A 21,577-nucleotide genomic window follows, 5' to 3' on the forward strand; every position below is an offset into this window, starting at 1 on the left:
CGGGGGTGCGCATGTTCGAGACCGTGCTGATCGCCAACCGGGGCGAGATCGCCCTGCGGGTGCTACGGGCCTGCCGGGAACTCGGCGTCCGTACGGCGGTCGTCTACTCGGCCGCCGACGCGGACTCCGCGGCCGTCCGCCTCGCCGACCAGGCCGTGCGGATCGGGCCGGCGTCCAGCCGGCGCAGCTACCTCAACGCCGCCGCGATCGTGGAGGCGGCCCGCCAGGTGGGCGCGCAGGCCGTGCACCCCGGGTACGGCTTCCTCTCCGAGGACGCCGACTTCGCCGAGATCTGCGCGGACAACGGGCTGGTCTTCATCGGCCCGCCGCCGTCGGTGATGGCGGCGCTGGCCGACAAGTCCTCGGCCCGGGCCCTGATGAGCCGGGCCGGGCTGCCCCTGCCGGCGGGGAGCGTCGCGCCGGTGGCGACCGCCGCGGCGGCGGCCGAGGTCGCCGACTCCGTCGGCTATCCGGTGATCGTCAAGGCCGCCGCCGGGGGCGGCGGCCGGGGGATGACCGTGGTACGCCGTCCGGCCGAGCTGGCCCGGGCGTACGCGCGGACCCGGGCCGCCGCCCAGGCCGCCTTCGGCGACGACCGGGTGTACGTCGAGCGTTACCTCACCGAGGCGCGGCACGTCGAGGTGCAGGTGCTCTGCGACGCCCACGGCAACGGCGTGCACCTGGGCACCCGCGACTGCTCGGTGCAGCGGCGGCACCAGAAGCTCGTCGAGGAGGCCCCCGCGCCCGCGCTGTCCGCCGCGACGCTCGACGCCATCGCGGAGACCGCGCTGCGGGGCGCGCTGGAGGTCGGCTTCGTCGGCGCCGGCACGCTGGAGTTCCTGGTCGACGCCGAGGAACGCTTCCACTTCCTGGAGATCAACTGTCGGATCCAGGTGGAGCACCCCGTCACCGAGATGGTCACCGGGATCGACCTGGTGCACGAGCAACTGCACATCGCGGCCGGCGTGCCGCTGCGGTGGCGGCAGGAGGAGATCCGCCTACGCGGCGTCTCGGTGGAGTGCCGGGTGAACACCGAGGACCCGGCGCGCGGCTTCGCCCCCACCCCCGGGCGGCTGGAGCGGTTCACCCCGCCGGGCGGACCGTTCACCCGGGTGGACACCCACGCCCGCGCCGGCTACCTGGTCGGCCCCTGGTACGACTCCCTGCTGGCCAAGGTCGTGGTCTGGGCACCCGATCGGGAGTCGGCGCTCAACCGGCTGGAACGCGCCCTGGACGAGTTCGACATCGCGGGTCCGGGCGTGCACACCACGATTCCGTTCGTCCGGCGGGTGCTCGACGACGCCGGGTTCCGCAAGGGCCGCTACACCACCGGCCTCGTCGACCGCCTGCTCGCCGCGCCCGCGTCGCGGCCGGCGGCCACCCCCACACCCCGCGCCGCGCCCGCCGCGGAGCCCGACGTAACCCACAGGAGGACCCGATGACCGTCACCCATGGTCGCCCGATGACCACCGAGATCACCGACATCCTGGTGGCGCACTGCGGCCTGGACGCCGAGACCGCGGCCCGCTCGCCCGCCGCGTCGCTGGAGGAACTGGGCATGGACTCGCTCGCCCTGCTGGAGCTCTCCGCGGTCGTCGCCGACCGGTGGCAGGTGAGTATCGGGGAGGAGGCGGGGCAACTGAGCATCGCGGCGGTGGCCGACCTGGTCGCCCGCCGCGTCGACCCGCCCGGGCACACCGAGAACTCGGTGGTCATCGACGCGCCGCTCGCGCTGGTCTGGGACGTCACCAACGACGTGGCGAACTGGACCGAGCTGTTCACCGAGTACGCCGTGGTGGAGATCCTGCACCGCGACGGGCACACCGTACGGTTCCGGCTCACCATGTACCCGGACGAGAACGGGGTGGCGTGGAGCTGGGTCAGCGAGCGCACCGCCGATCCGGTGAGCCGTCAGGTGCGGGCGCACCGGGTGGAGACCGGGCCGTTCGAGTACATGCGGATCCACTGGCGCTACACCGAGGAGGACGACGGCACCCGGATGACCTGGACGCAGGACTTCGCCATGAAGCCGACCGCGCCGGTCGACAACGCCGCCATGACCGAGCGGATCAACACCAACAGCGTCATCCAACTCGCGGTGATCAAGGATCGGGTGGAGCGGATCGCCCGGGAACGCGCCGGCCAGGACGGCAGGTCCGATCCGACGCAGCTTGAGGGTTCGACGGCCGGCGTTTCGACGGAGGTCGGCGATGAGTGACCTGGGCACCCGGCTGATCGCGGCATCGGACGTGCCGGCCGACCGGCGACGCGGCGGTGAGCTGCGGGTGCTGTTGGGCCCGCGCACCGTCGGCAGCACCTCCGGCTTCCTCGGGGTGGCGACCCTCGCGCCGGGGGAGCGGATCGCCGAGCACTACCACCCCTACAGCGAGGAGTTCCTGTACGTGTCGCGCGGCACGATCACCGTCGACCTGGACGACCAGCCCACCGAGGTGGCCGCCGGTGAGGCGCTGTTCGTCCCGGTCAACGTGCGGCACCGGTTGCGCAACACCGGCACCGAGCCGGCCGAGGTGGTCTTCCACCTGGGCCCCCTGGCCCCGCGCCCGGAGCTGGGGCACGTCGACACCGAACTCGTCGAACAGCGGGGTGGGTCGTGAGCGCGAGGAGTGAGCCGGGTTTGCGAGCCCCGCAGTCGCGAACAGAGGTGGCGTCGTGACCGGGCGGCGCACGGTGGTGACCGGGGTGGGCGTGGTCGCCCCCGGCGGCGCCAGCCGGGACCGGTTCTGGAAGACCATCACCGAGGGGCGTACGGCCACCCGGCGGATCAGCTTCTTCGACCCGTCGCCGTTCCGCTCGCAGATCGCCGCCGAGTGCGACTTCGACCCGGTCGCCGCCGGGCTCACCGACGTCGAGCGGCGGCGCGCCGACCGGTACGTGCAGTTCGCGCTGGCCTGCTCCACCGAGGCCATCGCGGACGCCGGTCTGGTGCTCGACGACGCCGAGCGGGACCGCGCCGGGGTGGTGCTCGGCACCGCTGTGGGCGGCACGATGGCCCTGGAGGAGGAGTACGTGCGGGTCAGTGAGCACGGCCGGCGGTGGCTGGTCGACGCGACGCTCGGCGGTCCGTACCTCTACCAGGCGCTGGTGCCCAGCAGCCTGGCCGCGGACGTGGCCTGCCGGCACGGCCTGCACGGCCCGGCGCAGGTCGTCTCGACCGGCTGCACGTCCGGCATCGACGCCATCGGCTACGCCCACCTGATGATCGTGGACGGCGAGGCGGACATCGTGCTGGCCGGCGCGGCCGACTCGCCGATCTCACCGGTCACCGTCGCCTCGTTCGACGCGATCAAGGCGACCAGTCCCGACAACGACGATCCGGCGCACGCCTCCCGCCCGTTCGACGCCGACCGGCACGGGTTCGTGCTGGCCGAGGGCGCGGCCGTGCTGGTGCTCGAGGAGGCCGAGCACGCCCGTCGGCGCGGCGCCCACGTCTACTGCGAGGTCGCCGGCTACGCCAGCCGTAGCAACGGCTACCACATGACGGGGCTGCGTCCCGACGGGCTGGAGATGGGCCTGGCCGTCAGCGACGCGCTGCGGCAGGGCCGGATCATTCCCGAGCAGGTCTCCTACATCAGCGCGCACGGCTCGGGCACCCGGCAGAACGACCGGCACGAGACGGCCGCGTTCAAGCGGGCGCTGGGGCAGGCCGCGTACCGGGTGCCGATCAGCTCCATCAAGTCGATGGTCGGGCACTCGCTCGGCGCGATCGGGTCGATCGAGATGGCCGCCTGCGCCCTCGCGATCGAGTTCGGGGTGGTGCCGCCGACGGCCAACTGGAGTACTCGGGACCCGGAGTGCGACCTGGACTACGTACCCAACGAGGCCCGGGAGGTCCCGGTGAACGTGGCCCTCTCGGTGGGCAGCGGGTTCGGCGGCTTCCAGTCGGCGATGGTGTTCCGCCGGCTCCCGGCGGCGGCGTGAGCACCGCCCGGGCGGTCGTCACCGGCATCGGTGTGGTCGCGCCCAGCGGCGTCGGGGTGGACGCGCACTGGCGTACCGTCCTGAACGGCACCCGACGCACCGGGCCGATCACGCTCTTCGACCCGGCGGGCTACCCCACCCGCCTCGGCGGCGAGGTGCCCGACTTCGTCGCCGGGTCGTACGCCGAGAGTCGGCAACTGGTGCAGACCGACCGGTGGACGCACCTCGGCTTCGCCGCCACCCGCCTGGCGCTGGCCGACGCCGGGCTGCCCGAACGGGCACCCGATCCGTACGGCTACGCGGTGACCCTGGCCAGCTCGTCCGGGGGCAACCTGTTCGGCCAGCGGGAGCTGCAACGGCTGTGGGGCGGTCCGTCGCGCACCGTCGGCGCGTACCAGTCGATCGCCTGGTTCTACGCGGCCAGTGTCGGGCAGCTCTCCATCCACCACCAGTTCAAGGGGCCGAGTGGCGTGCTGGTCGCGGAGGCGGCCGGCGGGCTGGACAGCCTGGCGCACGCCGCCCGGGCGGTACGGCGGGGCACGCCGGTGGTGATCGCCGGGGCGACCGAGTGTCCACTGAGTCCGTACGCCCTGGCCTGCCAGCTACGCTCCGGGCTGCTCAGCGACGTGGCCGATCCGGAGCGGGCGTACCGGCCGTTCGATGCGACGGCCAGCGGCTACCTGCCGGCCGAGGGCGGCGCGGTGTTCGTGGTGGAGGAGTTGGGCCACGCGCTGGCCCGGGGCGCCCGGATCTACGGTGAGGTCAGCGGCTGGGGCGCCACCCACGACGCCGCCCACACCACGGCCGACAGCGCCGGCGACCCGGTCCAGTACGCGCGGGCGATGCGGCTGGCCCTGGACCGGGCCGGCGTACCGGCGACCGGTGTCGACGTGGTGCTGCCCGACGCCCTCGGGGTGCCCCGCTACGACCGCAGCGAGGCCGCGGCGCTGCGTGCCGTGTTCGCCGACCGGCCGCCGCCGGTCACCACCCAGAAGCCGCTGACCGGCCGGGCCCACCAGGGCGGCTCGGCGCTGGACGTGGCCACCGCGCTGCTCGCGTTCGCCCACGACACGCTGCCCGCCTCGGTCGGCCCCGACGAGGTTGCCGACGGATGCGAGCTGGACTTCCTGCGCGAGCACCGCCGGCCGCGCAGCCGCCTCGCGCTGGTCTGCGCGCGGGGCTTCGACGGGTTCAACAGCGCGCTGGTCCTGCGGGGCGCCGCGCCGACGGAAGGAGAGACGCCGTGAGCGAGCAGCGGGCCCGAGTGGTCTTCCTGGTGCGGGTGCCGGCGCCACGTACGGAGGCGTTCCTGGCCGCGTACGAACAGATCCGGCACCTGGTCGCCGACGGCGTGCCGGGGCACCTGGTCGACCAGGTGTGCCGCTCGTCCACCGACCCGGAGCAGTGGCTGATCACCAGCGAGTGGGCGAGCCTGGCCGACTTCGAGGCGTGGGAGCGTACCGAGGAGCACCGCGACCTGGTGCGGCCGATGCGCGAGTGCTTCACCGACGCCCGTTCGCTGCGCTTCCACATCCACGCCCAGACCCCGGACGAGGCCCGTCTCGCCGCCGCCACGGGGCTCTGATCCACTCCAGGTCGCCGACGTGGGGGTGTCCGGACGTGTTGATGCCCCCACATCGGCGACCTGCAGTGATCATCACCGTGACCCCTCGGGAGCGCGTAGGGTCCCAGGGTCATGAAGGTACTGATCTCCGTCGACATGGAGGGCGTCTCCGGGATCGTGCATCCCACCGAGACGAATCCCGATCGGTACGACTACGAGCGCGGTCGGACCCTGATGACCGCCGAGGCGAACGCGGTTGTCGCCGGCGTTCTCGATGCCGCACCTGACGCCGTGGTGTGGGTCGCCGACGCGCACGGGTCGTTCCGCAACATCCTGCCGGAGGACCTCGACCGCCGTGCTCACCTCGTGCGCGGCAGACCCCGCCCGCTGGGCATGCTGGCGGGGCTGGACGAGCACACCGATGCCGTCATGTTCATCGGTTACCACGCTCGGGCCGGTGCCGGCCCCGCCGTACTGGCCCACACGATGAGTGACGCGATCCTCGACGTACGCGTCGCGGGGCGGTCGCTGGGCGAGATCGGTCTCAACGCCGCGATGGCGGGACATGTGCAGGCGCCGGTGGTTCTGCTCAGCGGAGACGACGCCGCCTGCGCCGAGTTCGGTGAGCTGGTGCCCTCGGCGGTCGCGGTCGCCGTCAAGCAGACCCTGGGCCAGGCCGCCGCCGTGGCCCTGCACCCGCGGGAGGCGCGCGAGCGGCTGCGTCGCGCTGCCGCCGACGCCATCACCCGACGCGCCTCGATTCCCCCGTGGACGATGACCGGGCCGTTGGACGTCGAGGTCGACCTGTACGGCCCCTACATGGTCGACCTCGCCGTGCTGGTGCCGGGTGTGACCCGGGTCGGCGGCGGTCGGACGGTCGCCTTCCGCGCCGCCGACGCCGCCGAGGCGTACCGGCTCGTCCAGCTGCTCGTCCAACTCGCCAGCATCAAACCGGGCTGACGCGGGAAGCGCCCGACATCGACCACGGAGACTCAGTCGAGTGGCCAACTCGTCAGTTTCAGCGGATTGAGCATCAGCCACACGTTCGTGACACGTCCGGCGCTGACGTCAAAGGTGGCCATCCCGTAACGACGCTCCCCATCCGTCAGCATGTATCCGAGACCGTCGGCCGTGTCGCGTCGCTCAAAACGGAGGGCGGGTTGCTTGCGCATCACTCCCATGAGCCACCGCGCTACATGGTCCCCACCACGGATGACCCGAGGTGCGGCATTGACGAATCCGCCGCCATCCACGCGCAGCTCGACATCTGGGGCCAGCACGCGCAACAGTTCTTCGATCTTCCCTCCAACCGTTGCGTCGCGGAATGCCCGAACGACCTCATCATGCTGTCGCGGAGAAACCCGCGCTCGCCGTCCCCCTCGAACGTGCTGACGTGCGGACGTCGCCAATTGCCGTACGGCACCCGGTGAACGGCCCACCACACCAGCAATCTCGCCGAACGGCACGCCGAACACATCATGCAGTACGAACGTCACTCGCTCCGCTGGGGTCATGGACTCGAGGACCGTGAGCAGAGCCATGCTGACCGTTTCATCGAGGGAAACGTGATCGAGCGGATCGGCGGCGATATGACGGGAGCTCGTTGGCCCCTTCGCCGCATCCGCAAAGAGGTCAGATGGAACCGGCTCCGGTAGCCACTGTCCGACGTACGTCTCCCGTCGTGCCCGCGCGGAGCCCAGCATGTCGAGTGAGATCCGGCTCGCAACTCGCATCAACCACGCACCGGGTGTGGCAATCGCTTCGCGTTCCTCGGCATCGAGGCGGTACCACCTGACATACGTCTCCTGCACGACGTCTTCAGCGTCGGCCAGGGTGCCCATCATGCGAAACGCCAGCGACATCAGGTGGCGACGTTCGGCGGCGACGGAATCGAAAGCCCGCGATTCATCGCGCTCGGCTCCTCCGGACCCTGCGGATTCGACAGGAAGATCTTCCGACATCAGGCGCCCTTTTCAGACGATCGGGATCCCTGAAATGGGGTACCGCACAGTGCCCACCCGGTGAGCGCCACGGGGAACCATGGCATCAGGTGCCCCTTCCGCGTCCACGGTCACAACCTCGCGGTCGTCTCCGCGATCCGCCAGCGTGGCACGGAAGAGGTCATCGTGGTAGAAGCGGTCGGGCCCGGCGATCTCGACCTCGCCTCCCGGCTCCATTGTCGTGGCAGCCTCGGCGAGCAGCTCGATGACCTCGTCCAGCTCGACGGGCTGGATGAACGACCGGGGAGCGACGACCTTGCCGTCCACCGTGTGCTGGTCGATGAGGACGGGAATGTAGCTCTGGAACTGAGTGGCTCGGATGATGGTCGCGGGAATCGAGCCGGATCGTGCGGCCTTCTCCTGGGCTACCTTGCCGAGGTAGTACCCAATCTCAGACGCGTCTCCTTGTCCGACGCCGACGATGGAGAGCAGGACGTGACGACGCACACCTGCCCGCTTGCCCTCCGCATCCAGATTGTTGATCGATCCCTCGAAGAACGAAATTGCCCCCTCCGCGTCAAAGCGGGGTGTGTTCAGGACGTTCACGATGGTGTCGACCCCGACGAGGGCCTCGGCGAGCCCTTCGCCGGAGATCACGTCGATCCCGTCATCGAGTCCTCCCGAGACCACCTCGACGCCTCTGGCCTCCAGCTTGTCGGCAAGGGGGGAGCCGACACGGCCGCGCCCACCAGCGATGAAAACCTTCACTTCGCACTCCGTTCCGGGCCACCGGTCGCCGCCCTCACCAATATGACGACGCAGGCCACGGATATGTCAGGCTTTGCGGCGGATTCTCTCCCGGAGCCCCTCAGGCACGGCGACCGGCGGGCAAGCCGGGGTGGGCCTCACCGGTGAATGCGGGCCGTGGGAAGGGCGATCGCGCCCGCGTTGGACGGTGCGGCTCCGCCGCCGGCGTGGCCCGGCGGGCCGACCTCGCCGGCCTGACCCGTCCGTGATCGACTCGGGATCCCGGAAACGGCGGTATCCGACCGAGTGGGATGCCCCGGCTTGCGGGAAGCCGAGTCGATCATGAGTTGGAGCGGTATGTGGCAATCGGTCCGGGCGCTCAATTTGATCTAGCCATTTGCATCTAGCGATGCCCAGCGCGGCTGTCGTAGGGTTCCGGCAGCACCTCGAAAGATGCCGGAAATTGGCTCCTATGCCCTACTTTGCGCTGCGCGTCGAATGGTGGGGGCAATGAATCATTTCGCCGAAAACCTTACGGTAGATGACCCGGGCTGGGTGGACGAAGTCCTGTTCGCCGGCCGTCCGACCGATGTTTGTCTCCGCCTGCCGGAGCCGATCGACCGGGCCACCCTGCACCGGTTGGTGACCGCCGCGCAGGACCGGCTGACCGCTGCCGGACTGCGTCCCGGTGGCGCCGCCGCGCTGCGGTTGCCGCCGTCGCTGGCGTACGTCGTCAACCTGCTCGCCACCTGGCGGGCGGGCGCGCAGGCCATCCTGCTCGACCACCGGCTGACCGACCACGAGGTGGACCGGGCGCTGACCCGACTCACCCCGCAGGTGGTCGTCGCGCCGCTGCGCACCGGCGGCGGCGCGCTGAAGGTGTTCGTCGACGTCACCGAGAGCGTCACCGGCTACGCCGACCGTCCGGCGGTCAGCGGCCACGCCGTGATTCAGCTCAGCTCCGGCTCGACCGGTCCGTCCAAGGTGATCGGCCGGACCGCCGCCGACCTGGTCGCCGAGGTGCGCCGTTACACCCGGATCGACGGGGTGGCGCTGCCCGGCGAGCGGATCATCCTGCTGCCCTCCATGGTGCACGTGCTGGGTCTGGTCGGCGGCCTGCTCTACGGGCTGCACGCCGGCGTGGAACTGGTGCCGCCGCAGCGCCTCAGCGGCGACGCCGTCCTGGCCGCGATCGCGGCCGAGGAAACCCCGGCCACCGTGCTGGGCGTGCCGTTCCACATCGGTCTGCTCGCCTCCAGCCGGCCGACCGGCCCACTGCCGCAGTTCCGGCGGATGACCACCGGCGGCGAGCTGGTCCCGGCCGCGGTGGCCCGGGCGTTCACCGACCGGTACGGGGTGCCGCTGGGCAACATGTACGGGATGACCGAGGTCGGGGTCATCGGCACCGACCTGTACGGCGCGCACCGCCCGTCGATCGCCCCCGCGCCCGGCATCGAGGTCCGCGAGTCCGGCGGTGAGCTGTGGGTGTCCTGCCCGGCGTCGCCGTACGTCGGGTTGAGTGACCCCACCCGCTGGTCCGACGGCTGGCTGCACACCCGCGACGCCGGCACCGTCGACGCCGACACCGGCCTGGTCACCGTGCGCGGTCGCCTCGACTCGCAGGTCTCCGTGGGTGGCCTGAAGGTCGACCTCGCCGAGGTCGAGGCCACCGTCGCGGAGCTGCCCGGCGTGGCCGCCGCCGTGGTGGTCTGGGACGACGGCATCACCGCCTACGTCCAGCCCGACGGCCCGCTGTCCGAGGAGATGCTGGACAAACTCCTCGCCGAACGGTTGGCCGGCTACAAACGACCCCGGGTGCTGCACCTGCTCGACGCGTTGCCCCGCACCACCACCGGCAAGCTGGTCCGCTCGACGGACGCGCTGCGCTCGGCGGTGACGTCGTGACCGGCCCGCTGCGCCAGCTCGACGCCGCCACCCGCGCAGACACCCGCGCCGCCAGCCGCGCGTGGCAACCCTACGGCGGGATCCGGCCGACCGCCGGTGTCCCGACCGACCCAGACCTACGCGGTGTCCCGATCGGACACCGTCACCTGGCATTCGCAGAGAGGGTATCCATGAGAGCCGAGGTCCGCGCCTTCGTCGTCGAGCAGCTCGTCGACATGAACTACGACGTCGAGGGGCTCGACGACGACACCACGCTCGGCCCGTCCGGCGTCGACCTGGAATCGCTGGCCCTGTCCGACCTGGCCGTCCGGGTCGAGGACCACTTCGGTCTGAAGTTCGCCGACGACGAGTCGGAGAAGCTGGCGCTGATGACGGTCGGCGAGTTCACCACGATGGTCGCCGACCGCGTCGCCGAGGCGAAGCGCGACGACGCCTGATGACCGGTCAGCCCGACCTGGGGCGAGCTGACCTGCTGACCATGCTCGCCGAACTCACCGCGAAACCCGCCGACGAGGTCCCGGACCGGGTCGGCTCGATGGAACTGGCCTGGCTCGTGCACCTTGTCGAGCAGCGCTACCAGCGTCAACTCGACCTCACCGACGACGACCTGGCCGGCATCCGTACCGTCGACGACGCCCTGACGGTCCTGCGGGCGTCGTTGACCGCTCCCGCAGATGGCTGAGCCGCCCGTCGTCCAGCTCACCGGTGTACACGCGGTCAGCGCCCTGGGTCGGGGCGCGGAGGCGCAGCTCGCCGCCGCGCCGGTCTTCGGTCCGGTCCACCGCTTCGACACGGCCGCCCGCCGGGTCACCGTGGCGGCCACCCTGCCCGAGGTCGGCACCCTCGCCGACGAACTGGTCGACGCGATCGACGCGGCCTGCCGGTCGGCCGGCCTGGACCGCGCCCGGCGCGCGGAGTCCGCGCTGCTGCTCGCCGTACACGGCGGCCCGGCGCCCGGCGTCGAGCCGGTCCCGTCCGCGCTGGCCGGCCGGCTCGCCGCCCGATGTGGACTCTCCGGTCACACCCGGGTCTACACCAGCGCGTGCGTGTCGGCGAGTACGGCGGTGGCCGACGCCGCCACCCTGATCAGCCGGGGGGAGTTGACCCGGGTGGTGGTGGCCGCCGGCTACCTCGTCGAGCCGGACCAGTTCGCTCTCTTCGACGCGGGCCGCGCCCTCGCCGACGACGGCGCGGTCCGCCCGTTCAGCGCCGGCCGCCGGGGGCTGCTGCTCGGTGACGGCGTGGCCGCCGTGGTGGTCGAGTCCCGGGCCGCGGGGCGGCGTGGCGTGGAGCCGGTGGTGACCGTCGCGGGTTGGGGCCGCGCCGGGGACGCGTACCACCCGTGCCAGCCGGACCCGACCGGTGCCGGGCTGGCCCGCGCGGCCGGCGCCGCGCTGCGCCGGGCCGGGCTGCCACCGCAGGCGGTCGGGTACGTCAACGCCAACGCCACCGGCACCGCGCAGAGCGACGCCGCCGAGGCCGCGGCGCTGCGGCGGGCCTTCGACGGGTACGCCGCCGAGGTGCCGGTCAGCTCCACGAAGGGGTTGCACGGGCACGCGTTGGAGGCGTCCGGGCTGCTCGAACTGGTGGTCACGGCGATGGCGCTGCGGGCCGGCGAGTTGCCGGTCAACGCCGGCTGGCAGGCCCCCGACGAGGCGTGCCCCCTCAACGTCATCACCGGCGCTCCGCGCCGCACGACGCCGACCCACGCCCTCACCCTCAACGCCGCCTTCGGCGGGGCCAACACCGCCCTCCTGGTCGGCGTGCCATGAGCACCCCCAGCACCCCCTCACCCCTGCCCGTCCCCTCGCGATCTTGCACTTCCTGTGGCGACATAAGGGGCGAAGAACGCAGTCCGACCGCACAAAGTGCAAGATCGCGGGGCGGAGACGGGGGCGGGGACGGGGGCGCGGGCGCGGGTGGGGGTGGGGTGCGGGAGATTGCGCGGGCGGGGTGGCCGGAGCCGGGGGACGGGGTGGTGCCGGGGGTGCCGGGATTCGTGCACTCGGCGTTCGCGCCGACGGTGGTGGCGGTCGCCGAGCGGTGCCTGCGGCGGCGGTACGGGACCTCGCCGGCACCGGAGGAGGTGCGTACGGCGATCGTGCTGGTCAGCGCCAGTGGTGACCGGGCCAGCGCCGCACACGTCCGCGCCACGGTCGAGGCCGGCGGCCGGGTCGGGCCGCTGTTCTTCTACCAGTCCGTACCCAACAGTGTGGCCGGGCACCTCGCGGCCCGCTGGGGGCTGCGCGGCCCGGTGGTCTGCCTCAGCCCGACCGGAGACCCGTACGCCGAGGGCGCCGCGCAGGCGGCCCTGCTGCACGACGACGGTGACGCCGACGAGGTGTTGCTGATCCTGATCGAACAGACGCCCGACCTGTCCACCGAGGCGGTCGCGGTGCTGCTGGGGGGAGGAGCACGACCATGAGGAAACCGGGACTGCGTGGCCGGTTGGCCGCCGACACCGAGCTGGGCGCGGGCAACATGCTGGCCCGCGTGCTGGCGCACGGCGCCGACCCGGACGGGCCGGCGCTGACCTTCGACACCGCCGTCGACGGGCATCCGGCCGAGGTGCCACTGACGCTGGGCCAGCTCGACGAGCGGGTCGCCGCCCGCGCCGCGTGGCTGCACGAGCAGGGGGTACGCCCCCGTGATCCGGTGGCCGTCTGGGCCACCGCCGCCGCCGACATGGTGCTGAGCTTCCTGGCGCTGGCCCGGCTCGGCGCGATCCCGGCGCTGATGAACGGCAAGCTCCGTCCGGAGATCGCCGCCGAGTACATCCGTCGGCTGCGCGGCGTCGGTGTGCTCGCCGACGACGCGCACACCGCCCTGCTGGCCGGACACGAGCTGGGCGTACCGGTGCTCGGCACGCCCGCCCGGGCCGGCACCGGCGACCCGGCGGCGGCCCCGGCGCACTACCGGCACCACCCCGACGATCCGATCGTGATCACCCACACCTCCGGGACGACCGGGGTGCCCAAGGCGGTGCTGCACTCCCACGCCAGCCTCTTCGCCGCCACCCGGCACCTGCTGAGCATGCCGCAGGCGCAGGGCACCAGCCGGATCCTCAACGCGCTGCCCGCGCCGCACACCGCGACCGTGCTGATGGTCAACCAGGCGTTGGGCAACCGCGCGCAGATGTTCCTCCTGTCCGAGCAGGGTGGTGAGCGGGTCCTCGACGCGATCCAACGCTGGCGTCCCGACGGCGTGTTCGGTTTCTCGGTCACCTGGGCCGAGCTGGCCCGGTTCGACCTGTCCGGGTACGACCTGGACTCGGTGCGGCTCTGGTTCAACACCGGCGACTGCTCGCACGAGCCGCACATCCGCCGCCTCGTCGCGGTCGGCTGGCACGACACGGTCACCAGGGACGGGGTGGCGCGGGTGCCCGGTTCGCTCTTCATCGACGGGCTGGGCTCCAGCGAGATGGGGCACTCGATGTTCCACATCACCCACCGCGCCGACACCGACCGGTACGGCCGCTGCATCGGTCGGCCGTACCAGTTCACCAAGGTCGCCGTGCTGGACGCCGACGGCGAGCCGGTGCCGGTCGGCGAGGTGGGTTTCCTGGGCATCGACTCGCCGTCGCTGTTCCGGGGCTACTGGAACGACTCGGCCACCACCTACCGGTTCCGCCAGCGCGGCTGGTACCTGACCGGCGACCTGGTCCGTGCCGACGCCGAGGGCCGGTACTACCACCTGGACCGCGCGGTCGACTCGGTCGACGCCGGGGACGGGCGCCGGTTCTTCACCGCCCTGTCCGAGGAACGGATCCTCGCCACCTGCCCGGACGTCACCGACTGCACCGTCGTCATCGTCGCCGAGGACGGGCGGGTGGTGACCGACGTGCTGCTGGAGTTGGCCGCCGGTGCCGACGAGGCCGAGGACCGTACCGAACGGGTCCGCGCCGCGCTCGGCGCGGACGTCGGCGGCACGCTGCGCCGGGTCGTGCCGGTACGCTCCGACGACATCCCGGTGACCGTGACCGGCAAGGTCCGCAAGGTGGCCCTGCGGGAGCGCTACCTCACCGAGGCCGCGTCGTGACCGGGCGGGTCGGAGCGCCGTCGTGACGGCGCTGATCACCGGCATGGGTCTGTTCAGTCCGGTCGGGCGGGGCGTCGAGGAGACGTTCGACGCGTTGACGACCGGACGGTCCGGGCTGACCCGCCCACCCGAGGGGCATCCGGCGGCGGGCTCGCTGGACGTCGCCGGCCTGCTGCCCGACATCGACCCGCGCAGCGTCCTGCCCGGACCGGAGAGCCGGGTGCTGGACCGGACCGTGGTGCTCGCGCTGCTCACCGCCGCCGACGCGCTCGCCGACGCCGGCATCGAGGTGGGGCGCGATGTCGACCCCGCCCGGATCGGGGTGATCGTGGGCGGGGTCGGCGGGATGGCCACCCTGGAGTCGCAGGTGCTGGCCCGGTCCGCGCGGGGGCGCTCGGCGGTCAGCCCGTACCTGCTCACCGGCATCCTGCCGAACATGCCGGCGGCACGGATCGCCATCGCGTACGGCATCCGGGGCTACAGCTCGTCGGTCGGCACGGCCTGCGCCTCCGGGGCCCAGGCGGTGGCCGACGCGGTCCGGCTGATCCGCTGCGGGGAGGCCGACGTGGTGGTCTGCGGGGCCAGCGAGGCGCCGCTCTTCCCGACCTTCACCGACACGTTCGGCAACGCCCGGGCGCTGGCCCGCGCCGGGACCGACCCGACCCGGGCGAGCCGGCCGTTCGACACCGCCCGCACCGGGTTCGTGCTGGCCGAGGGGGCGGCGCTGCTGGTCCTCGAACGCGCCGAGCACGCCGCCGCGCGCGGGGCCCGGGGGTACGCCGAGGTGGCCGGCTACGGCGCGACCACCGACGCGTACCACCCGACCGCCCCGCGTCCGGACGGCGCGGGCGCGGCGGCCTGCATCCGGGGTGCGCTGCGCAGTTCGGGAGTGCCCGCGGCGGCGGTCGGCTACGTCAACGCCCACGGCACCGGCACGAAACTCGGCGACATCGCGGAGACCACGGCCCTCGCGGACGTCTTCGGAGACGGTGCCGTGCCGGTCAGCTCCACCAAGGCGCTCACCGGGCACCTGCTCGGCGCGTCCGGGGTGCTGGAGACGGCGGCGACGGCGCTGGCGCTCGGCCGGGGGCTGCTGCCGCCGACGTACCACCTCGACGACCTGGACCCGGCGTGCCCGGGGGACCACATCCGGGGGGCGCCGCGCCGGACCGACGCGGAGTACGCGCTGACCAACTCGTTCGGGTTCGGCGGCCAGAACGTGAGCCTGGTGCTCGCGCGGGTCGCCGAGCCGAGGAGGTGAGCGACGCGCATCCCGGACGGGGGGCGTCCGGACGGCAACACGGACGAAGCGATGGGGAAGGGCACTCGAGAACATGGACATCCGTGGTATCGACCACATCGAACTCTACGTAGGTGACGCTCGGCAGGCGGCGTTCTGGTTCAGCACCGCCGTCGGGTTCCAGCTCTGCGGGCAGGGGGGCCCGGAGACGGGGCTGGCCGGGCAGCGCTCGCTGCTGCTCCGTCACGGCGACATCCGGCTGCTGCTCACCTCCGGACTGGACGTCGACCATCCGGCGGCCCGGTACGTGCACCGGCACGGCGACGGCATCGCGGTGATCGCCGTCGAGGTCGACGACGTCGCGGCCGCGTACGCCGAGCTGCTGGCCCGGGGTGCGACGGGCGTGACGCCACCGACCACGGTGACCGGCGCGGACGCCGAGGTGGTCACCGCCGAGGTGGAGGGCTTCGCCGACGTGCGGCACCGCCTGGTGCAGCGCCGGGGCGACCGGGGCGACTTCCTGCCCGGGCTGATCACGCCAACCCCGCCCGGGGTGCACGACGCCGAGCCGGTCCTCGCCGAGGTCGACCACCTGGCGGTCTGCGTACCGCCCGGGGACCTCGACGGAACCGTCCGGCACTTCGAGGAGCTGTTCGGCTTCGCGCAGATCTTCGAGGAGCACGTCGAGGTCGCCGGGCAGGGGATGAACTCGAAGGTGGTGCAGAGCCCGTCCGGCGGCGTCACGGTGGTGCTGCTGGAGCCGGACCGGACCCGCCGGCCCGGGCAGATCGACGCGTTCCTCGACCAGCACTCCGGTGGCGGAGTGCAGCACCTGGGGCTGCGCACCGACGACATCGTGGCGGCCGTGGAGGACCTCGGCCGACGCGGGGTCCGCTTCGCCGGCACCCCCGGCGCCTACTACGACACCCTCGAGGCGCGGGTGGGGCGGGTGGACGCGCCGCTGGACCGGCTGCGCGAGCTGGGGGTGCTCGTCGACTCCGACCACGGTGGACAGTTGTTGCAGATCTTCGCCGAGTCGATGCACGTACGTCGCACGCTCTTCCTGGAGCTGATCGAGCGGCGGGGCGCGAGCGGCTTCGGCAGCGGCAACATCAAGGCGCTCTACGAGGCCAAGGAGCGCGAACTCGCCACGTTGCAGGGGGTGGGGGCGTGAGCCTGACCGCTGCCGAGCAAGCGTTGCTGCCCTCCGACGAGGACGTGCGGCACTACGCCGAGCACGGCTGGTACCTGTCGAAGAAGCTGTTCACCGACGACGAGGTGGACGCGCTGGTCGCCGCCGCGCAGCGCTACTACGACGGCGAGCGGGACCGCCGCCTGCCGGTACGCCCGCCGAAGCTCGCCTACTGGGAGCCGTCGAACGGGCCGGTGCAGCGGCACAACGACTACGTCCACCACGAACACGACGGCCTCGGCGCGATCCTGCGCAAGCCGCTGCTCGGCGCGGTGGCCGCCCGACTGGCGCAGGCCGACGAGATCCGCGTCTTCCAGTCCACCCTGATCCTCAAGCCACCGATCTCCGGCGAGCCGAGCAACATCGTGCCCTGGCACTTCGACAAGCACTACTGGGCGTCCTCGTCGTCGGAGAAGATGCTCACCGCGTTCATCCCCTTCCACGACTGCGGGGAGGAGATGGGCACCATCACGATGGTCGACGGCTCGCACCTGTGGAAGGAGATCGGCGCGGACGACACCGTGGTGCGGCACTTCGCCGACCGGGACCGCGGCCAGCTCGAGGAGATGCTGGCCGAGAACGCCGCGTACAACGGCGCGGAGATCCGCAAGATCCCGATGGTGATCCCCCGGGGACACGTGAGCTTCCACCACTGCCGCACCTACCACGGCAGCGGCCCCAACGTCAGCGGTCGCCCCCGACAGGCGGTCTCGCTGCACCTGCAGGACGGCGACAACGCCTGGCGGGAGTATCCGCTCTCGGACGGCACCCTCGCCGCGTACAACCACGACGTGCTGGTCCGTCGCACTCACGAGGGGCGACCGGACTACGCGGATCCCGACTACTGCCCGGTCATCTGGCGCGACCGCGCCCAGCAGGGAGGTTGACAATGTCACGGTACGACTGGGGTAAGACGCACCCGGGCATCGAGCGGCTGGAGGCGGCGGTGACCGAGCGGCGCGACGCCGTGGTCAAGCACCCGCTCTACGCCAACCTGGACACCCACGAGGCGCTTGTCACCTTCATGGAGCACCACGTCTTCGCGGTCTGGGACTTCATGTCACTGCTGAAGTCGTTGCAGCGGCAGCTGACCTGCGTCACCGTGCCGTGGATCCCGACCGGCCCGACCGGCAGCCGCCGGCTCATCAACGACATCGTGATGGTCGAGGAGAGCGACGAGCTGGGCGAGGGCTACATCAGCCACTTCGAGCTGTACGTGCGGGGGATGGCCGAGGCCGGCGCGGACACCACCGCCGTGAACGCCCTCGTCGACCTGCTGCGCGCCGGCCGGCCGGTGACCGACGCGCTCACCGAGGCCGGGGTGCCGGCCGCGTCCGCCCAATTCGCCGCGACCACCTGGCACATCATCGAGTCGACCCCGGTGCACTGCCAGGCGGCGGCCTTCGCGTTCGGCCGCGAGGACCTGATCCCCGACATGTTCACCCAGGTCGTCGCCGTCAACGAGCGCAGCAACCGGCTGCACACGTTCGTCGACTACCTGGAACGGCACATCGAGGTCGACGGCGAGCAGCACACGCCGATGGCCATGCAGATGCTCGCCGACCTGTGCGGCGACGACGACGCCAAGTGGCAGGAGTGCGCCGACACGGTCAACACCGCCCTCGCCGCTCGCGCCCGGCTGTGGGACGACATCCTCGCCGCCGTCAAGGGCCCCACGTGAGCGACGCCGACCCGGTCCGGCTCTACCGCACGGTCCGGCTGATCCGCCGGTTCGAGGAGCGGGCGGTGGAGCTGGTCCACGGCGGGCAGATCGTCGGCGGCATCCACCCGTACCTCGGTCAGGAGGGGATCGCCGCCGGCGTCTGCGCCGCGCTGGGCGTCGACGACGTGCTCGCCGGCACGCACCGCGGGCACGGGCACGTGCTGGCCCGCGGCGCGGACCCGGCGCGGATGCTCGCCGAGCTGTGCGGCCGGGTCACCGGGCTCAACGCCGGTCGGGGCGGCTCGATGCACGCCGCCGACCTGAGCATCGGCGTGCTCGGCGCGAACGCCATCGTCGGCGCGTCCGGGGCGATCATCACCGGCGCGGTCTGGGCCCGCCGCCGGCAGGGTCGGGACACCGTCGGGGTGAGCTTCTTCGGCGACGGCGCGGTCAACGAGGGGATGCTGCTGGAGGCGTTCAACCTGGCCGCGCTCTGGCGGGTGCCGGTGCTGTTCGTCTGCGAGAACAACGGCTACGCCACCACCATGCCGGTCGCCGGCGCGGTCGCCGGCAGCATCGCCGGCCGCGCCGCCGCCTTCGGCATCCCGGCCGTCGACGTCGACGGCCAGGACCCGGAGACGGTACGCGCCGCCGCCTGCGCCGCCGTCGCGCGGATGCGCGCCGGCGGCGGCCCCGAGCTGATCGAGGCCCGTACCTACCGCTTCGACGCCCACCACACCTTCGAACACGGGGTACGCCTCGACTACCGGACGCCCGATGAGGTGTCCCGGGGTCGGTCCCGGGACCCGGTGGCCATCCAGGGTTCCCGGCTCGCCGACGCCGACCGGGCAGCCGTGGACGCCGAGGTCGAGGCGACCCTCGACGCGGCGGTCGGCTTCGCCCTGGCCAGCGCGCACCCCGACCCGGCCGACTCGCTCGCCCACCTGTACGCCAGCGGCCTGACCGCCCGCACCGGAGGTGGCTGAATGACCCTTCCCACCGGAGGTGGTTGAGGTGCCCCGACTGTCGTACCGGCGGGCGTTGACCCGGGCCCTCGCCGACGAGCTGGCCCGCGACGAGTCGGTGTTCCTGCTCGGCGAGGACGTCCAGGTCGGCGCGTCGCTGGTGACCACCGGGCTCGCCAAGCGGTTCGGCACCGACCGGGTCCGCGACACTCCGCTGTCCGAGCAGGCGTTCACCAGCTTCGCCACCGGCGCGGCGCTGGCCGGACTCCGACCGGTGATCGAGTTCCAGATCCCGTCGCTGCTGTTCCTCGTCTTCGAGCAGATCGTCAACCACGCGCACAAGTTCCCGTTGATGACCGGCGGGCAGTGCGCCGTGCCGGTCACCTACCTGGTGCCCGGCTCCGGGTCACGCACCGGATGGGCCGGGCAGCACTCGGACCACCCGTACAGCCTCTTCGCGCACGTCGGGGTGGTCACCGCCGTACCGGCCACCCCGGCCGACGCGTACGGGCTGCTGGTCACCGCGATCCGGCACGACGATCCGGTGGTCGTGTTCGCGCCGGCCGGCGCGATGGACGTTCGAGACGACGTCGCCGCGCTGGAACCGGTGCCGCTGGGTCGGGGCCGTGTGCACCGGCACGGCGACGACGTCACCGTGGTCGCGGTCGGGCACCTCGTGCACGACGCGCTCGCCGTCGCCGAGGAGTTGGCCGGCGACGTGTCGGTCGAGGTCTTCGACCCGCGCACCCTGTACCCGTTCGACATCGACGGCGTCTGCGAGTCGGTGGCCCGTACCGGCCGTCTCGTCGTCCTCGACGACGCCAACCGCTCCTGCGGCATCGCCGCCGAGATCATCGCCTCGGTCGTGGAGCGGGTCCGGCTGCTCGCTCCGCCGCGCCGGGTGACCCGACCCGACGGCGCGGTGCTGCCGTTCGCCCCCGCCCTGGACCGGGCCGTGCAGCCCGGCCGGGAGCAGCTCACCACCGCCATCCACCTGACGATGAAGGACGGCTCATGATCGACCCGAACTATCCCTGGCCGTCGGCCGACGGGGCATGGACCGACCTGCCCGACCCGGCCCGCCGGGCCATGGTGGCCACCGGCGCCGCCGCCTGGGAGCGCGTCTTCCACGGCCGCGCCACGTACAACAAGCAGTGGCGGCTGGCCCGGCCTCCGGTGCTGGCCGCGGACACCTGGCGGGAGCTGAACGACGTCTGCGACCGGCTGGCCCAACTCATCCTCGACGCCTGCCGCCGCCGGGTGCACACCGCCGGCGAGCTACGTCGGTTGCTCGGTGTCCCGGCGGGGGAGACCCGCCTGTTGGACGAGTCGGAGCCGCTGAGCGAGGCGCTGTTGGCCGCGTACCGGCCGGACGTGATCTTCACCGACGGCGTGCCGAAGTTCGTCGAGTACAACATCGACAGCAGCCTCGGGGGAGGGTTCGACGCGGACACCGTCATCCAGCGGTTCGCGCAGCTCTACACCGAGCACGGGCTCCTCGACGACCTGCCCCTGCGGGCCGCGCCGTCCCTGCTGGACCAGCGGTTCGTGGCGATCCGCGACGAACTCGGCCTGCCCGAGGGCACCCGGCTGGCCCTGTTGATGGACTTCGACGCCGACTACCCGGGCCTGGACGACCCGGAGACGTTCATCCGGATCCTCAGCCCGCTCGCCGTCCGGGCCCGGGACTTCGGCATCGACCTGGTCATCGCGCCGCTGTCCACGGCCACCCTGGACGCCGCCAACCGCCTCGTCGTGGACGGCGCGCCGGTCGACGCGCTGTTCCGGCTCTTCGTGCCGAACCGGGTCACGCCCACCGCCGGCCTGGACGCCGTGGCCGGCGCCCTCGCGGCCGGCACGCTGCCGATGTACGTGTCGACGGCGGCCTGGCTGCTCGGCAACAAGACCACCTTCGCCTGGCTGTGGGAGGACGTCGACACGCTGCCGGCCGACGACGCGACGCTGATCCGCCGGCATGTGCCGTACACGGTGCCGTTGACCGTCGCGGTGCTCGACCGGGCGATCGCCGAGCAGTCCTCGCTGGTGGCGAAGCCGGCCGACGGCTCGGCCGGGCACGGCGTGCTGATCGGGCCCGAGCTGAGCCCGTCGGACTGGGTCGAGGGTCTGCGCGCGGCCGTCGACCGGGGCGGGGCGATCCTGCAGCAGTACCTGCCGGCGGACCGGGTGCCGATGGACTTCGTCCAGATCGAGACCGGCGAGACGGTCACCGCCGACGTCCCGTACTCGCTGGCCCCGTACCTGTTCGGTCGAACAGCGTCCGGCGGCCTGGCGCGGGTCGGCTACCCCGGCGGCGACGGCATCCTCAACCTCGCCCACGGAGTCCTCCTGACCGGAATCCTCCTCCACGACTGACCCACCCGGTT

The 21,577-nt window shown here is 72.5% G+C and carries 22 protein-coding genes; 20 read left to right on the forward strand and 2 right to left on the reverse strand.

What is annotated here, in order from left to right; translation table 11 throughout:
* Positions 1-11 precede the first annotated feature (11 nt).
* The 7 genes from AC3EN4_RS29535 (at position 12) to AC3EN4_RS29565 (ending at position 6,463) form a co-directional block, all read left to right on the forward strand.
* The gene (locus AC3EN4_RS29535) at positions 12-1,442 is read left to right on the forward strand and encodes an acetyl-CoA carboxylase biotin carboxylase subunit (protein ID WP_435209583.1); all 1,431 of its coding nucleotides are present in this window, start codon (positions 12-14) and stop codon (positions 1,440-1,442) included.
* Complete coding sequence (locus AC3EN4_RS29540; protein ID WP_435209585.1) at positions 1,439-2,218, forward strand: SRPBCC family protein; 780 nt, start codon at positions 1,439-1,441, stop codon at positions 2,216-2,218. The genes AC3EN4_RS29535 and AC3EN4_RS29540 overlap by 4 nt, the downstream gene beginning before the upstream one ends.
* Positions 2,211-2,615, forward strand: coding sequence for a cupin domain-containing protein (locus AC3EN4_RS29545; RefSeq protein ID WP_422740157.1), 405 nt, complete (start codon positions 2,211-2,213; stop codon positions 2,613-2,615). The genes AC3EN4_RS29540 and AC3EN4_RS29545 overlap by 8 nt, the downstream gene beginning before the upstream one ends.
* 55 nt (positions 2,616-2,670) lie before the next feature.
* Positions 2,671-3,939: a beta-ketoacyl-[acyl-carrier-protein] synthase family protein gene (locus AC3EN4_RS29550; RefSeq protein ID WP_435209588.1), complete on the forward strand. Its 1,269-nt coding sequence runs from the start codon at positions 2,671-2,673 to the stop codon at positions 3,937-3,939.
* The gene (locus AC3EN4_RS29555; protein ID WP_435209590.1) at positions 3,936-5,186 is read left to right on the forward strand and encodes a beta-ketoacyl synthase N-terminal-like domain-containing protein; all 1,251 of its coding nucleotides are present in this window, start codon (positions 3,936-3,938) and stop codon (positions 5,184-5,186) included. Before AC3EN4_RS29550 ends, AC3EN4_RS29555 begins: the two co-directional genes overlap by 4 nt.
* Positions 5,183-5,524: an antibiotic biosynthesis monooxygenase family protein gene (locus tag AC3EN4_RS29560; protein WP_435209592.1), complete on the forward strand. Its 342-nt coding sequence runs from the start codon at positions 5,183-5,185 to the stop codon at positions 5,522-5,524. The genes AC3EN4_RS29555 and AC3EN4_RS29560 overlap by 4 nt, the downstream gene beginning before the upstream one ends.
* 111 nt (positions 5,525-5,635) lie before the next feature.
* Positions 5,636-6,463 carry a M55 family metallopeptidase gene (locus tag AC3EN4_RS29565; RefSeq protein ID WP_435209594.1) on the forward strand — a complete coding sequence of 276 codons (828 nt, stop codon included), beginning with the start codon at positions 5,636-5,638 and terminating at the stop codon, positions 6,461-6,463.
* A gap of 32 nt (positions 6,464-6,495) precedes the next feature.
* On the opposite strand, the gene sigJ is transcribed toward AC3EN4_RS29565, so the two are convergent.
* Positions 6,496-7,464 (reverse strand): RNA polymerase sigma factor SigJ, encoded by a 969-nt coding sequence (gene sigJ, locus AC3EN4_RS29570; protein WP_435209596.1) that lies wholly within the window; start codon positions 7,462-7,464, stop codon positions 6,496-6,498.
* 12 nt (positions 7,465-7,476) lie between these two features.
* Positions 7,477-8,211, reverse strand: coding sequence for an SDR family oxidoreductase (locus tag AC3EN4_RS29575; protein WP_435209598.1), 735 nt, complete (start codon positions 8,209-8,211; stop codon positions 7,477-7,479).
* 489 nt (positions 8,212-8,700) lie between these two features.
* On the opposite strand from AC3EN4_RS29575, the gene AC3EN4_RS29580 reads away from it, so the two are divergent.
* The 13 genes from AC3EN4_RS29580 to AC3EN4_RS29640 all read left to right on the forward strand — a co-directional run bounded on the left by AC3EN4_RS29580 (position 8,701) and on the right by AC3EN4_RS29640 (position 21,566).
* Positions 8,701-10,095: a class I adenylate-forming enzyme family protein gene (locus tag AC3EN4_RS29580; RefSeq protein ID WP_435209600.1), complete on the forward strand. Its 1,395-nt coding sequence runs from the start codon at positions 8,701-8,703 to the stop codon at positions 10,093-10,095.
* Positions 10,096-10,265: 170 nt separating this feature from the next.
* Complete coding sequence (locus tag AC3EN4_RS29585; protein WP_435209602.1) at positions 10,266-10,532, forward strand: acyl carrier protein; 267 nt, start codon at positions 10,266-10,268, stop codon at positions 10,530-10,532.
* On the forward strand, positions 10,532-10,777 hold the full coding sequence (locus tag AC3EN4_RS29590; RefSeq protein WP_435209604.1) for an acyl carrier protein: 246 nt from the start codon (positions 10,532-10,534) through the stop codon (positions 10,775-10,777). Before AC3EN4_RS29585 ends, AC3EN4_RS29590 begins: the two co-directional genes overlap by 1 nt.
* Positions 10,770-11,867, forward strand: coding sequence for a beta-ketoacyl synthase N-terminal-like domain-containing protein (locus tag AC3EN4_RS29595; protein WP_435209605.1), 1,098 nt, complete (start codon positions 10,770-10,772; stop codon positions 11,865-11,867). Before AC3EN4_RS29590 ends, AC3EN4_RS29595 begins: the two co-directional genes overlap by 8 nt.
* Positions 11,868-12,025: 158 nt before the next feature.
* The gene (locus tag AC3EN4_RS29600; RefSeq protein WP_435209607.1) at positions 12,026-12,520 is read left to right on the forward strand and encodes a beta-ketoacyl synthase chain length factor; all 495 of its coding nucleotides are present in this window, start codon (positions 12,026-12,028) and stop codon (positions 12,518-12,520) included.
* Positions 12,517-14,133 carry a class I adenylate-forming enzyme family protein gene (locus AC3EN4_RS29605; RefSeq protein WP_435209609.1) on the forward strand — a complete coding sequence of 539 codons (1,617 nt, stop codon included), beginning with the start codon at positions 12,517-12,519 and terminating at the stop codon, positions 14,131-14,133. Before AC3EN4_RS29600 ends, AC3EN4_RS29605 begins: the two co-directional genes overlap by 4 nt.
* A 22-nt stretch (positions 14,134-14,155) precedes the next feature.
* The gene (locus AC3EN4_RS29610; RefSeq protein ID WP_435209610.1) at positions 14,156-15,394 is read left to right on the forward strand and encodes a beta-ketoacyl-[acyl-carrier-protein] synthase family protein; all 1,239 of its coding nucleotides are present in this window, start codon (positions 14,156-14,158) and stop codon (positions 15,392-15,394) included.
* 73 nt (positions 15,395-15,467) lie between these two features.
* Positions 15,468-16,547 carry a 4-hydroxyphenylpyruvate dioxygenase gene (gene hppD / locus AC3EN4_RS29615; protein ID WP_435209611.1) on the forward strand — a complete coding sequence of 360 codons (1,080 nt, stop codon included), beginning with the start codon at positions 15,468-15,470 and terminating at the stop codon, positions 16,545-16,547.
* Positions 16,544-17,452, forward strand: a complete 909-nt coding sequence (locus tag AC3EN4_RS29620) for a phytanoyl-CoA dioxygenase family protein (protein ID WP_435209612.1) — start codon at positions 16,544-16,546, stop codon at positions 17,450-17,452. Before hppD ends, AC3EN4_RS29620 begins: the two co-directional genes overlap by 4 nt.
* 2 nt (positions 17,453-17,454) lie before the next feature.
* The gene (locus AC3EN4_RS29625) at positions 17,455-18,246 is read left to right on the forward strand and encodes a DUF3050 domain-containing protein (protein WP_435209613.1); all 792 of its coding nucleotides are present in this window, start codon (positions 17,455-17,457) and stop codon (positions 18,244-18,246) included.
* On the forward strand, positions 18,243-19,214 hold the full coding sequence (locus AC3EN4_RS29630) for a thiamine pyrophosphate-dependent dehydrogenase E1 component subunit alpha (RefSeq protein WP_435209615.1): 972 nt from the start codon (positions 18,243-18,245) through the stop codon (positions 19,212-19,214). The genes AC3EN4_RS29625 and AC3EN4_RS29630 overlap by 4 nt, the downstream gene beginning before the upstream one ends.
* A gap of 28 nt (positions 19,215-19,242) precedes the next feature.
* The gene (locus tag AC3EN4_RS29635) at positions 19,243-20,211 is read left to right on the forward strand and encodes an alpha-ketoacid dehydrogenase subunit beta (protein WP_435209617.1); all 969 of its coding nucleotides are present in this window, start codon (positions 19,243-19,245) and stop codon (positions 20,209-20,211) included.
* On the forward strand, positions 20,208-21,566 hold the full coding sequence (locus tag AC3EN4_RS29640) for a hypothetical protein (RefSeq protein WP_435209618.1): 1,359 nt from the start codon (positions 20,208-20,210) through the stop codon (positions 21,564-21,566). The genes AC3EN4_RS29635 and AC3EN4_RS29640 overlap by 4 nt, the downstream gene beginning before the upstream one ends.
* Positions 21,567-21,577: the final 11 nt, after the last annotated feature.

This window comes from Micromonospora sp. bgisy143 (assembly GCF_057708145.1).